This is a genomic window from Pseudomonas delhiensis (assembly GCF_900187975.1).
Lineage (GTDB): Bacteria > Pseudomonadota > Gammaproteobacteria > Pseudomonadales > Pseudomonadaceae > Pseudomonas > Pseudomonas delhiensis.
This window is the reverse complement of sequence record NZ_FZPC01000002.1, coordinates 1-13,736: the sequence shown is the minus strand read 5'-3', so window position 1 is coordinate 13,736 and position 13,736 is coordinate 1. Positions and strand designations below refer to the sequence as shown.

The 13,736-nt window shown below is 66.8% G+C and carries 6 protein-coding genes; 1 reads left to right on the top strand and 5 read right to left on the bottom strand.

The features are described 5' to 3' along the window. Positions 1-54 precede the first annotated feature (54 nt). Together CHC02_RS02000 and CHC02_RS01995 are read right to left on the bottom strand one after the other, a co-directional pair. Positions 55-1,419, bottom strand: a complete 1,365-nt coding sequence (locus CHC02_RS02000) for a DUF3999 domain-containing protein (RefSeq protein WP_089389849.1) — start codon at positions 1,417-1,419, stop codon at positions 55-57. Continuing rightward, entirely contained in the window at positions 1,416-5,027 is a 3,612-nt protein-coding gene (locus CHC02_RS01995; protein ID WP_089389848.1) for a DUF2339 domain-containing protein, read from the bottom strand. The genes CHC02_RS02000 and CHC02_RS01995 overlap by 4 nt, the downstream gene beginning before the upstream one ends. Before the next feature lie 461 nt (positions 5,028-5,488). Here CHC02_RS01995 and CHC02_RS01990 point away from each other — a divergent pair, with 461 nt between their 5' ends. After that, complete coding sequence (locus CHC02_RS01990; protein ID WP_167364876.1) at positions 5,489-5,728, top strand: hypothetical protein; 240 nt, start codon at positions 5,489-5,491, stop codon at positions 5,726-5,728. Positions 5,729-5,840: 112 nt separating this feature from the next. Here CHC02_RS01990 and CHC02_RS01985 read toward each other — a convergent pair whose 3' ends face one another. From CHC02_RS01985 to CHC02_RS01980, 3 genes are all read right to left on the bottom strand, one after another. Beyond that, a complete protein-coding gene (locus CHC02_RS01985; RefSeq protein ID WP_176450307.1) occupies positions 5,841-6,233 on the bottom strand; it encodes a DUF2846 domain-containing protein in 393 nt (130 codons plus the stop codon). A 388-nt stretch (positions 6,234-6,621) separates the two neighbouring features. Beyond that, positions 6,622-6,924 carry a hypothetical protein gene (locus CHC02_RS29815; protein ID WP_139210267.1) on the bottom strand — a complete coding sequence of 101 codons (303 nt, stop codon included), beginning with the start codon at positions 6,922-6,924 and terminating at the stop codon, positions 6,622-6,624. A 919-nt stretch (positions 6,925-7,843) separates the two neighbouring features. Beyond that, on the bottom strand, positions 7,844-13,736 hold a 5,893-nt coding region (locus CHC02_RS01980; RefSeq protein ID WP_176450305.1), incomplete at its 5' end, for a two-partner secretion domain-containing protein.

The following is a 13,736-nucleotide window of genomic DNA, read 5'->3' as shown; positions in this document are numbered from 1 at the left end:
TTGACGCATTTCCCTACATAAGCTGGCGTGATTTCCCCTTTTCCCGGCAACCGCTCATTGGCCGGCGCGTTGCCCGCGCAACAGGCTGAAGGCCATCCCGCCCAGCAACAGCACCCCGCCCAGCAATACGGCCCACAGGCCGATGCGCTTCCAGTCGCCGGCGCCGGCCACGGCCGCTTCCGCCGGGGCGGCCTGCAGGGCCCCGTCCAGGCTGGCCTGGCCGATCCGCGCCGGCTTGTCCGGCTGGTAGCCGGGGATCAGCACGCCCAGCGGCAGGCTGGCCGAGGTGGCGTCGCGCTTGCCCAGGGCCAGCTGGTAGGGCGCGCTGCCGCGCACCAGGAACACCAGCTCGCGGGCGCGCAGGGCCACGCGCAGGTTCGGCGCCGCGCTGCCCAGGCCGGTACCGCGCGCGTCGGTGACCAGGCGCAGCTGGCGCACCGGCTGGCCGGCGAGGAAGAGTTCGTCCTGGCGCACCTGGCGGCCGTCCACCGGCAGGTCGTAGAGCACCCCGCGGGCCAGCGGGTACCAGTCGTCCCGGCTGCCCTGCCCCGTCGCAGTGCGCGCGGACAGCGCCACCGGCGCCATCAGGCGCTGCGCCGCGGGGTCCAGCTCGAAGCGTACCCGTTCCAGCGGCAGCGCCAGGGGCAGGTCCCAGCGGTAGCTGCCGTCCTGCTCGCGACGCCCGGCGATGGGCTCGGACCACACCAGCGGCGTGCTCGCGGCCTGGTCGGTGCGGCCCAGCAGGCGCGCACCCTTGAGCGTCACCGCCGTGCCGCCGCTCGGCCAGGACAGGCGCAGGTAGCGCGCCTTCCGCCCGGGCAGGGCCACGTCGCTGACGTCCATGCGCTCGCCGTTGAAGCTCAGCCGGGCGAGCTGGCCGTCGCCCCAGCTGCGCCAGTGCAGCAGGTCGTCGCTGGCCTCGATGCGGAAGTGCTGGAAGCCCTCGGCCTCGCGGCTCCAGTCCAGAGCCAGGCGCTCGAAGGGGAAGTCGGCCTCGCCGGCATCCAGCAGCCAGCCGCTGCGCCGCTCGCCCGTCGGCGTGGGGGCCGCGTCGGGCAGCACTTCCACCAGGGTGCCGGTGGTGCTGCGCTGGATGCGCAGGCCGGGCTGCTGGCCGGGGTCGGCTTCGGCGCCGTACAGCGGGAACAGCCGGGCCACGGCCTCATGGGCGGTGCTGCTGCCCTGCGCTGCCGCCGCGCTCAGGGCATAGGGCAGCGCCTCGCCCTCCTTGTCGAACACCCGCAGGTCGCGCAGGTCGGCATGGGCGGCGGCCAGTTGCACGCTCATCGGCACCTGCAGGCGGTACCAGGGGCCTTCGCCCTGCAGCCGCAGGGGCACCTGCCGCGGGTAGTCGGCGGGGTTTTCCGCGGCCTGGGCCAGCCCGGCGGCCAGGCAGAGGATGAGGGAAGCCAGCTTCATGCGGGGGGTTGCTCCTGTTGCCCTAGCCCGCGGTGCGGCGGCAGCGGGGCGAAATAGCCGACGACCAGCAGCAGCACGCCGACGCCGATGAAGGAAACGATGCGTTCCAGGCTGCCGCTGTTGCCCAGTTCGACGAAGAACAGCTTGACCACCACCACGCCGATCAGCGCCGCGCCGACCATCCACAGGTCGCGCCGCCCGCGCAGGTGGCCGCCGACCATCAGGCCCAGGGCGATCAGCGTCCAGACGATGGACAGCCCGGCCTGCACCAGCATCGACGCGCGCAGCGGCTCCAGGGCGAAGGGCACGCCGCCCCAGTGGTGCGCGGTGCGGCACACCGCCATGGTCAGCAGGGCAAACAGCGAGGCGCCCAGCAGCGCCTGGGCCGGCAGGCGCACCTGGTCGCCGGGCAGGCCCAGCGGCGGCAGCCCTTCGCGGCTCCACAGGAAGATCGCCGCCAGCACGATCAGCATGCCCAGCTCCAGCGGGTTGAGCAGCGGCAGGTAGGGCAACGGCTGCGCGGCGCCATCGCTGACCAGGTTGACCAGCCAGAACCAGCCGAGCAGCGCCACGGCCACCGGCGCCGCGGCCAGGGCGCGGTATTCGCGGGGGAAGGCCGCCACCGGCCAGGGCAGGCTACGGCGCGCGCCCATGAGGATCAGGTAGGCGCTCGGCACCAGCGCCCAGCCCAGCCAGCGCCAGGCGTTGTAGTGCTCGGCCAGGGCCAGGAACAGGTAGCGCAGCTGCAGCGCCAGCACCGCGAGCAACAGCCAGCAGCCGAGGACGTGGGCGCCGCGCAGGGGCAGCGCCGGCAGCACCGGCTCCAGGCGCCTGAGCGACCAGAAGTGCGCCACGAACAGCGCGCCCCAGCCCAGCCAGCCGAGTTCGCCCAGCGGCTGGTATTCCAGGTGCCAGGCACTGGCCAGCGCCAGCACGCCGGCCGGCGCCAGGGCCAGGCAGGCGAGCGCCAGGGCCCGCCACGGCTCGCGGCGGGCGACGAAGGCCCAGAGCATCACGCTGACGGCCGCCACCAGCAGGGCGACGTGCTCGCGCCGCGGCGCCGGGACGAAGCGGGCGATCTCGCACAGCGCGGTCAGCGCCCACCAGCCGGCGCCCCAGGCCAGCAGCAGCTGCGACAGCCGCTCCAGGGCCAGCGCCCCCAGTTGCAGCGCCTGCCCGCCCTGCCCCGCCCGGTGCAGGCGCCAGGCGCCCACCAGCGCCGCCAGGGCCAGCACCGCCGGGCACCAGAAGCCGCTGTGTGCCAGGGGCGTCAGGCCCTCGCCGGACAGCCCGGCGAACAGCGTCGAGCCGCCGAACAACAGCGCCGCGCCGCCCAGCACCTGCAGCAGCAGGCCGAACAGGAAGCTGGCGCGCTGCTGCAGGGCCAGGCTCAGCCAGAGGATCAGCAGGCCGCTGCCGGCCCACACCGCCGCGGCGCTGCGCCAGGGCAGGACGAACAGCACCGCCAGGTTGACGAAGGCCAGGCCGGCCAGCAGCACGGCGCTCAGGCCGAGCATCAGCCGGCGGTCGTCGCGCACCAGCGGGTCGCGCGCGGCGAGGATCATCCCGGCGATCAGCGCCAGGCCGATCAGGCTGGCGCCGAACAGGCCGGTCCAGCCGCTGCCGAGCACGCCGGCGCCGCCGTCGGCCGCCTGCAGGTCGGCGAGGAACAGCGCGCCGCCCAGCAGTTGCACGGCGAAGGCGCAGAACAGGAAGGTCCGCGAGCCCAGGCGCAGGCCGGCGAACACCGTGGCCAGGCCGGCCAGGGCCCATGCCATGGCGGTACCCGGCACGGCGAAGCACAGCGGCGCGATCAGGTACAGGAAGGCCAGGCCGCAGACCGCCAGCATCGGCTGGCAGCGCGGCTCCCAGGGCCAGAGGCCGGCGTCGCCGTGGCGGCGCAGCCGCCAGTAGCTGAACAGCAGCGCCACGCCGAGCATCAGGGCGCCCAGCGGCGCGCCGTCCAGCAGGTTATCCACACCCGGGCGCAGGCCCATCAGGAAGGCGATGGCCGCGCCCACCTGCAGCAGCAGGGCGAACATCCGCGCCAGCCGCCGCCCCTGGCGCAGGCCCAGCCAGTAGATGCCGGCACCCTCCACGGCCCAGGCCGCCGAGGTCCAGCGCGCATCCAGGCCCAGGGGAATGGCCAGGCTGCCGAACACCACGCCCAGCGTCAGGCAGGCTTCCACCAGCAGCAGGGCGCGGCCGGCGGTGCGCCCGGCCAGCAGGCGCGCCAGGCCCATGTAGAACAGCCCCAGGGCGAGGGCGCTGAACGCCGGACCGAACGCCAGGTGGCGGATCAGCGCGTACTGCAGGCCGAAGCCGATCAGCGGCGCGCCGAACAGCACGGTGCCGTCGACGTAGTCGGTCTGCCGCAGCGACCAGCGCAGCGTCTCGTCGCGCCCGGCGCCCTCCTCCAGCCCGGCGGCCTCGCGCAGGCGGCGGCGGGCGAAGAGCAGGCCGATGGCCACGTACATCAGGAAAAACAGCAGCAGGAAGGGCTCGGTGCTGGCGAACAGCTCCGGCGTGTAGGAACGCAGCCCCCAGGCGAAGCCGATGCCGAAGGTGCCGAAGAAGCCGATCAGGTTGAGCAGGCGCCAGGCGCGGAACCAGGCGATGGCGAAGATGCCGGCGTTGAGCAGGGCGAAGTAGCTGAACAGCGCGACGTGGTTGCCGGCGCCGGTGGACGTCAGGATGGGCGCGGCGAAACCACCCAGGGCCGCCGCGGCGGCAAGGCCGAGCGCGTCCTGCAGCACCGCCAGCACGGCGGAGAACACCGTCACCGCCACCAGCAGGCCGAGCGCCTGGCCGGGCGTCAGCAAGGGGTGCAGGCGCATGGCGGCGAACACCGTCAGGTACAGCACCGCGATGCCGGTGCCCTGCAGCAGCAGGCCGTAGGTCGCGCGCTTGTGCCGCAGCCACCAGCCCAGGCCCAGCAGGGCGATGGCGGCGGCAGCCACGCCCATGTAGCGCAGCTCCACGGGAACGACCACGCGCTCGGAGGCATAGCGCAGCAGGAAGGCCAGGCCGAGGAACAGCAGCAGCACGCCGACGCGCAGCACGGTATTGCCGCCGAACAGCCAGTCACGCGCCGCGCCAAGGGCACGGTCGAACCAGGTCGGGCCGGACGGCGCAGCCGGCTCGGCCTCCCAGGCCGAGGCTTCACGCGCAAAGGATGTTTCGACAGCGGGCGGGATCGGGGCTGGCGACGGTTCCCGGGGCTGCAACGACCAGTCCGGCGCAGCGGTGGCCGCGGCAGGCGCCGGCGCTTCGGGCAGCTCGATCTGCCATTCCAGCTCAGGCTCGGCAACGGCCGGCGCCTCGGGCACAACGACAGGCTCCACGGCCTCGGCAGGCGGCGAAACCGGCCCGCCCCCGCCCTGCTCCAGGCGCAACAGGCGCTGGTACAGCGCCTCGGTGCCCGCCTCGAACCGCTCGGAAAACTGCTCCAGCTGGCGGCGCAGCGCAGCGTTCTGCCGCTGCAGCCCATGCAGCGCCAGCGCCTGGCCGAACAACAGCCCGAGCCCGGCGCCCAGCAACCCATCGGTGATCGACTCGTCCCAGGCAGCGCCCAGCACCAGGCCGATCAGCATGAAAATCCATTGCATGCATTCACATCCTTGAAGGGAAACGCCCCCATCCAGCGGCGCGCAAGGCTCCGAGTATATAGCCCCACACGGCGCAGGCACCCTGATTCCACAGGATATGACGCCAGCGCCGGGCCGCCAGCCACAGACAAGGCAAAAGCAACGGCAGGCACCGGAAGTATCGGCTGGGCGAGAGAGTCGGGCTCGGAAAGATCGGCAAAGGCAATAAAGCGTCCCGTTTTCGAGGCATGCATCCACAGCCGATACGACCTCTCCTCTCTTTCTCGCCGCCGCCAATTGACGGCCCCAGAGCAGCCCCCCCGATGCTTGGCGCCTGGCATGGCTGTACCCGCGTTATGGGCGGGCCGTGCGGGGCATCTTCGGATGCGCCGGTTCCCTTGTCCCGGTACGCCAACCTGTACGGTCCGCCCTCCCTGATTGGCGTCAGGAGGCGGAAACCCCATCGACAAGAGGCCCACTCCATGAACCTTGCAGCCCAAGTGCGACCCCATCCCCTGACAAGCACCGCCCCATCGGAGCTCTACGACGCCGCGCAATCCCGCCAGGCGGCCCTGGTCAACCTGCTGCGCCTGCTGGCCAGCGCGCCGGACCTGGGCACTCCCACCGAGGAAGTGCTGGACGGCACCTTCAGTGCGCTGGAATACCTGGCGGCCGATGCCGAGCGGCTGTACGCCGCCGCCGAGCAACACAGCCGACCGTAGGGCGCATAACGCGAAGCGTTATCCGCCGTTACTGGATGACGCTTCGCTCCGCGACCCGCGCAGTTTCGGATCTAGAGCAGAAAGATGAATCCGCCTCTCTACTCCCTGCAGGTCATTTACGTTCCTTGGCCACGCTACCCAAGCTCGCATCCTTGACCAGGTAACGGCCCTCGGTATCGCCAAGCAGCACCAGGTTGTTGCGCGCCATCAGCATCCCGACTTCCACTTCCTGCTTGATGAACACCACTTCGCCGGCCCGCACCTCGAAAGACAGGTCCGCCCAGTTTTCCGCCTTGGAACTGATGGTGTGCTTGCCTGGCTCGACGTAGAAATAGATGTACTGATTGCCACGGTTGTAGCCCATCTCCGAGGCGTCTTCGCGGTCATCCAGGAACACGTTGAAGCGCACCAGGCCACCAGCGTTACTCGGCCGCACCACATAGACCAGCCCCTGGTCGGAAGTGGCAGCCTTGGGCAACTCGTACCCGGCAACTTCCGCCTGCATTTTCTCCATCGACGGCGCCGAGGCGCAGCCATAGATAAGCGCGATACTGGCCAGCGCAAGCAGTTTAAGCATTCTCACAACGACTTCTCCCTTTCCATTGGTTGTAGCCGCCGCCCTTTCTTCCAGAGGCAACGGCAGTGCCTGCCCTTGCCAATGCCGGCGCGTCGAAAGATCGACTCGGCAGTGATGGCAAAAGGCCAAAAACTTTACCCTGAATGCCGTCTGGAAGGCCACCTGAAAGACTCGATCGGATTCTAAAGAAGGAGGCTTCTCTCCTGAACTCTAATCCTGCCCGGCCAGTCGGCTTTAGAGCAGGAGAAATAAATCCACCCCCTTTCCGCCTCATCAACCAACACCACAAAACAATAACAAACACCCTTCCCAGTACTTACCACCAATCCCTGTCATAGCCATTAAATGCAAACATCAATAAATACATAAAAAGCGCCCCCACACCAACTAATAACCTAACCGCTCCCGGATAGTCTTTCTTGATACCACCTGGGGCCAAACGAATAGTCCTGCCCGCAATGTAACAATAAAACCCCTGACCAAAAAACGCCTGAACCGTGATAACAGCCCAAAAACCTTCCCACTCCCCGATAAACCTTAGAGAATTTACCCCACTACTTGCCAGCATAAGAAAAAGAATAACCATCCTATACTTATAAAGAAAATCAAGCCAAGCCATTTATATAGTTCTCACCCACCCAACACCAAGCCCCAAGCCCCAAGCCCCAAGCCCCGCCAAAACTACACCTAAAAATTTACTAAAATCTCAAGCAAGGACAGTTCATTTAACATACCAAAATCAACCTGCCAGCCTTATAAAACAGAAATTAGCATTCTCCCTTACACTTACCACCACTCCCTGTCGTAGCCATTAAATGCGAACATCAATAGATAAATAGATAACGCACCAATTCCAGCCAAAAACCTTATGGACCTTGGATGGTCAACCTCAATCATTCCTTGAGGACCATAATAAATAGGCTTATTTGCGATATAACAGTAAAACCCTCGACCAAATAGACACTGAGAAGCAACAACACTCCAGAAATTACTCCACTCACCTATAAATCTTAACGAGTTCAATCCACTGTACCCCGCCATAACGGCAACAGCAATGAATCTATATCTATACATAAACGCAAGAAATTTCATTTAAATACATCTCTTTCATTTTTAGATTTTTTCATTCCAAGCCCCATAACACCTAAAAGAAAAATGGGAAAGATTTATTTCCTGCACTTTAATTCTGCCCAGCCAACTACTTCTAATAAACATAACAGCTTTTTCTATCGAGAGACTCACGACGCCATGAACGTATAATTCCATCAGGAGAAACAAGTATGGAATATCGACAAAACGGCACAGTATAAGTTATATAATAGCGAACTCCTCCACTCTCAATCCTTGAATAGTCGACAGACCTTCTGCTGCTAACCCCCCTAACAAAATAAATTCGCTCTTTTCCCACTAATGACGCTTCAGGATCAAACTTCATTCCGACCAAAGTATCCCTACTTTTCTCCCAAGCATCATAGGACAGACATCCAGAGAGTCCGGTCAGCATAGAAGAAATTAAGAGCAAACCAGTTATCAACCTACTAATCACCGGAAACATCACGCACATCTTTTATCATCTCCCTGTATTTATCATACAGGGCCCCATAGTTAACCAACATTGCCGGCGGCATACTCCCTAAGTTCTCAATAATACTCATCCCACCTCCCTTAGATGCCTCCAAACTTATCATCCATTGATCATGCAAAGTCGCAAACGCGTTAAAGCCTGGAACTTGATTCAAAGAATTACTTATCGGCGTACCATGACAGATTGAGTAAAAGCTGGAGCATGCAAGATCATCCAGTGGCAGGTTTAACCCAATATTCTTTCCCTCTCGATCAAGAACCATCGGAACAAAACCAGCATCACTATCAAAGGCTGAACCGGTCGGACGATCAACACCAGGCCTTACGTCCGGACTTCGTCCGACCGAGTACTGATACAACTCCATCAACGCCCCTGTAGCAGCAATACTCAGCCACGTATCCTTGTCGCTCCCATTAAGGATGCCTTTTAGTGCAGTATTGGCAGCATAAGCCTTGATCCGGTCTCCATAGCTGATCAGTTTGTAGTTCCCCTCGGCAGTCAACTCCCTACCCCAGCCCTCCGTATAGCCAGCGCCGAATCCTGCGATGAGTGCCGCAGCGGCAAAACCTTTCAGGCTGTCCTCACTGGTGATGTCCTTGAGTGTTTGCCCCAGATCGCCCTTGTTCCCAACAAAACTGGCAGCCCCAGTTCCAGCGACAGAAGAAATAGCAGTCGCTGCCATGGCGTTCCCCCAACCGGCGGCAGCAGTGCCAACGGCAGCACCAGCCTCAACCATGGCGGCACTACCTGCAGCCGCCATCGTAGTTCCAGAACCGGCCCCAGCTCCTGCGGCCGAACCTATTGCGCCGGTCGCAGCGCCGTAAGTTGCAGCAGCAACGATGATGGCAATGGCAATTGCAGCTCCGGTACCAATGCCCGAACTGCTGTACTCCCAGCTGTCATGCACCTCCTGCACCCGCCGCCAATCCACATCCCCCCGCGCCTCGGCCTCCTTCAGCCAGGCCAGGTTGGGATCGGCCTGCACCATGGCGTCGATGGTCTGCCCGACGCTCTTCTGGTCGATGTGCCTGATATCGATCTTCAGCCCGTCCACGGCCTTGATCGCCAGTTCGCCCTGGGCGATCAGCTGGCTCTGGCGCAGCGTCTCGTCGGTCTGGCCCTTGCCCTTGGCGGACTGCCAGGCCAGGTTGCCCTTGCTCTTCTCGTGGCTTTCCTGGTGCAGGTCCTTGACCGCTTCGAAGGTCACCGCGCCGCCGCTGAGGATGGCGATGTCGTTGCCGCTTTCGAGCCTGGCGGCCTGGTAGGTCTGGTCGCCGCCGCTGAGCAGGGTGATGTCGCCGCTGGCGCTGACCTGGCTGCCCACCGCCTTCACGTCGGTGACTTCGTCGCGCTTGAAGCTCTTGCTGCCGAGGTTGCCCTTCTTCTGCTTCTGGTACAGCGAGTAGTCGCTGTCATGGCCGGCCAGCAGTTGGAGCTTGTCGCCAGCCACCAGGAACGCTTCCTTGCCGGCGCCCACCCGGCTCGCTTCGAGGGTCAGGTTCTGGCCAGCGCTGAGGGTGACGTCGCCGGCGGCGTCCAGTGTCGTGCCGCGCTGGCTGACGCTGCTGTCTTCGCGGTCTACCTTCTTGCCGCTGCGCCGGTAGTGGTATTCGCGGCTGCTCTGCTCCTGCGCGGCGCCCAGCAGCAGGTTGCCGGCGGCGGCCAGGTTGGCGTCGCCGCCGGCTTCCAGGTGGCTGGCCTGCACGCCGATATCGCGGCCGGCGCTGACCTGCAGGTCGCCGCCGGCCTGGACGCCGGCGGCGTGCTGGCGCACCTCGGTCTGTTCCCAGTGATGGCGCTTGTCGCGACGGGCATTGCCGTCGACGGACTCGACGGCGCCGATCAGCACGTCGCGCCCGGCCTGCAGCTGGATGTCGCCCTTGGCCTGCAGCTGGCCGCCCAGGTTGAGCAGGTCGCGCCCGCTGCTGATCGACAGGTCGCCGCCGGCCTCGACGCGCGCGGCGCTGTCGAGCAGGCTGGTCTGCAGGCTGGCGCCCCTGGCCTGGCCCTGCACCTGGGTCAATGTCCGTTCGTTGACGACGTCGCCGGTCAGCGCGGCGAGGCTGACGTCGCGCCCTTTGAGGATGCCGCCGGCGGCGTTGCGGATGCTTTGCGTGGCCAGCAGTTGCAGGTGCCGGTTGCTCTCCATCAGGCCGCTGTTGCCGATGTTGGCGGCGGTGGCGCCGAGGTCGTTGCTGGCGCGCAGGGTGCCGGCGTTGTTCAGCTCGCCGCCGCTGATCAGGGCCAGGTCCTGCCCCTGGATCAGCGCGCCGTTGGGCGCCAGGCGGTGCTCGGCCTGGGCCAGGTAGAGCACCGGCACCAGCACCTTCCGGCCGTTCACCTCGGCCTCTTCCAGCCAGACGATGTCGTGGGTCAACGCCGCCACCTGTTCGGCGCTCAGGGCCACGCCGACGCTCAGCCCGAGGCTGTCCTTGTGGGCGATGGCGTTGTCCATCAGGTACCTGAACAGCGCTTCGTCGCTGGAAAGCCCGGCGATGAAGCGCTGGCCGGTGCGCGCCACCAGGGCCTGGCGGATCAGCCGCTGTTCGTAGAGGCCGTCGCCCAGGCGCTGCTGCGCCCGGGCCGGGTCGTAGCCCAGCTGGGCCAGCAGGTAGTCGGAGCCGAGGAACTGCTTGAGCCCGGCCAGCGCCGGGTTGGTTTCGATCAGGTAGGGGTGGCCGCTGTCCGGGGCGTTGAGCCGGAACAGGCCGTGCTCGCCCTGGGGCAGGCGGAAGCCCGGCAGGGCGATGGGATTGACCGCCTGCTGGGCGAGGTCCGGTGGCAGCTGTGGATTGAGCACCACCACCAGGGGCTGCGACTGGCCGTCGACCTGCACGTCCTCGACCCGCGCCACCCCGCCGTCGTAGGTGATGCCGGGGTGGATGACGCCATTGTCCAGGCGCTCGCCGGCGCTGATCTCCACCGTGCCGGCCGCCTGGATGACGGCGTTGGCGGAGGGGCCGCCGCCCGGCCGGTATTCCCAGATGTCGCTGAGCAGGCCGAGGTCGTACAGCGCCGCTGGCAGTTCCATCAGGTTGTCCGGGTCGTAGTGGTTGGCCTGGTAGTCCGGCACGTGCAGCGGCCGGTAGAGGTTGCCATTGGCGTCTCGGTAGGCGTGCACGAGCAGCCCGCCGGGCAGTTCGAAGGGGCTCACGGTGCCCTGGTTGAGCCCGCCGATGAGGTTGTCCCAGTAGCTGAACACCGAGGGGTCGGCGTTGTTCGCCAGGTTGTAGGGCAGGACGTAATGGCCGACGAAGCGCTCGATGGTGCCGTCGGTGACCCGCCCGCTGTTGAATATCCGCGTGCGGATGCTCTCGCCGCCGCTGATGCCCTGGTTGACGAAGCTGGCGGCGCTGATGGCGATGTCGCCGCCGGCGGCCAGGGTGCTCGCGGTGTTCTCGAAGTCCTGGGCGTCCACCCGCAGGTTGCCGCCGGCCTGGATGAAGGCGGCCGGGGACGCCTCCTGCACCTCGCTGGCGTATACCTCCCGGGCGATGTAGTCGACGTTGTAGTGGTCGCCGGAACAGTCGTAGCAGCGCACGATGATTTCCCCGGAGATCAGCTTCTGCCCGAGGCGGAAGCCGTCCTGGGTGTTCTTCAGGCTGGCGCTGGCGATCGCCAGGTCGCCCTGCGCCTCCAGGGTGGCCGAGCGGTTCTCCACCACGCCGGCGCGCCCCTGCTGGTCGTCCGCGGCGATGTCCAGGGCGCCCAGGCTGTAGACGTCGGCATAGCGGTTGACGAAGCGCTGCACGCGCAGCGCCATGTCGCCGCCGCTGAACAGCAGGCCGTTTTCGTTGCGCAGTTCCGCGCTTTCGATCCGCAGGTTGGCGGCGCTGCCCAGGGTGCCGGTGTTGTTCAGGTTCGCCGCGCGGGCCAGCAGGTCGCCGGCCGCGGTGATGCGGCCGGCGTTGTCCAGATTGCCGCCGACGCTGATGCGGGTGGCGGCGCCGCCGGTGATGCTGGCGCTGCCATCCAGGGCGAGGCTGGCGGCGTCGAGGCCCAGCTCGCCCAGGCTGCTCAGTTGCCCGTTGCCGCTGTAGCGCCCGCCCAGGTGCAGTGCCAGGTCGCCGTCGCTGGCGATCAGGCCGGCATTGTTCCAGTCGCCGCCGCTGCCCTCGAGCTTTTCGCTGGCCAGCAGCCGTCCCCCGGCCGCCTGTTGCAGTTGGCCGATGTCCAGGGTCAGTTCGCGCGCCTGCAGGCTGCTGCGGTTGCTCCAGCTGGCCGCGCTCAGGCTCAGCGCGGCGTTGGTGACGAAGCTGCCGCCGGCCTGGCCGAGCTGCGCCAGGTCGATGCCGAATCCGCCGCTGCCCAGGTGGCGCACGCTGCCGCCATCGTTGTGCAGTTCGCCGCTGGCGAGCAGCAGGTCTACAGCGGCGCTTTCCAGCAGGCCGTCGCTGTTGTCCAGCAGGCCACCGATGCTCAGGCGCGTGGCGCCCTGCTGGCCGAGGGCACGCACGCGGCCCTGCGCGTTGGCCAGTTCGGCGGCGGCCAGGGTGAGCTGGTTGCCGGCCTCGATCAGGCCGTGGGCATTGTCCAGCGCACCGCGCAGGCTGAAGTCGATGTCCTGGGCGCCGACCTGGCCGCCGTGGTTGAGGAAGTCGCTGCCATGCAGGCTCAGGGCCTGGCTGGCGAAGAGGCCGCCGGAGCGGTTGTCGAAGCTGGCGCTGTTCACCCGGGCGTCGCCATGGGTGGCCGCCAGGTGCCCATCGGTGTTGGCGACGCTGTTGGCGTCGAGCAGCAGCGCGGCGCCCTGGGCGATGCCGTCGCGGTTGTCGAAGTGCCCGGCGGTCAGTTGCAGCAGGCCCCGGGCGCTGCCGAGAACGCCGCCGGCGGAGTTGTCCAGGCGGGTGGCGCGCACCCGCACACCATTGCCTTCCAGGCGCCCGCCGCGGTTGTCCAGCCTGGCGCCCAGGTCCAGCGCCAGCCCGGTCTCGGCGTATATCCGGCCGCCCCGGTTGTCGAGGCTCTCGCCTTGCAGTTCGACGGCCTGGGCGGTGATGCCACCCTGCTGGTTGTCCAGCCGGCCGACGCGCCCCTCGAGCCGCCCCTGGCTGCTCAGCAGGCCCTGCTCGCGGTTGTCCAGGCTGGCCAGGTCCAGGCGCAGGCCCTGTTCGGCGGCGAACAGGCCGAGGCGGTTGTCCAGGGCGCCGCCGCTGATGTGGATGTGCTGGCCGCCGATCTGGCCGTTGCGGTTGTCCAGGCGCTGCGCGGCATGGGCGTCCAGGCTGCGCGAGGCGATCAGGCTGCCGGCGTTGCGCAGGTGCTGCGCAGTGATCGAGAGGTCGCCGCCGGCGTTGCGGCTGCTGTCGGCGTTGACGCCGGCTTCGATCACGCCGCTGTTGCTGAGCTGGTTCGCCTTCAGTTCGAGGGTCGAGCCCGCGGCCAGGCTCTGCGCATTGCTCAACGTGCCGCTGGCCTGCACGCTCGCGCTGCCGCCGGCATAGGCCGGGCCGTTCAGGGCCACGACCTGGCCCTTCAGGGCGAGGTCGCCGCTGGCCGCCACCTGGGCCAGTTCCAGCTTGCCGTTGGCGTCGATGCGGATGTCGCCCGCGCTGGCCGCCATGTTGCCGGCCAGTTTCACGCCCACGCCCTGCTCGGTGCCCACCAGGCGGATGGTGTTGGCGTACATGCCGCCCAATGCCGCGCTGTCGATGGCCAGTTGCGGCTTGGCGCGGCCGTCGTCGGCCTTGGCGCTGGCGGCCAGGGTCTCGGCGTCCACCTGGTTGCGCCCGGCCACCACGGTCAGTTGCCTGGCGTACAGGTCGGCGTTGAGCCTGGCGCTGCGGGTGATCAGCTCGAAGCGGTCGAGGTTGCTGGCGTTGAGCCCGGCGCCTTCGACGGCGATC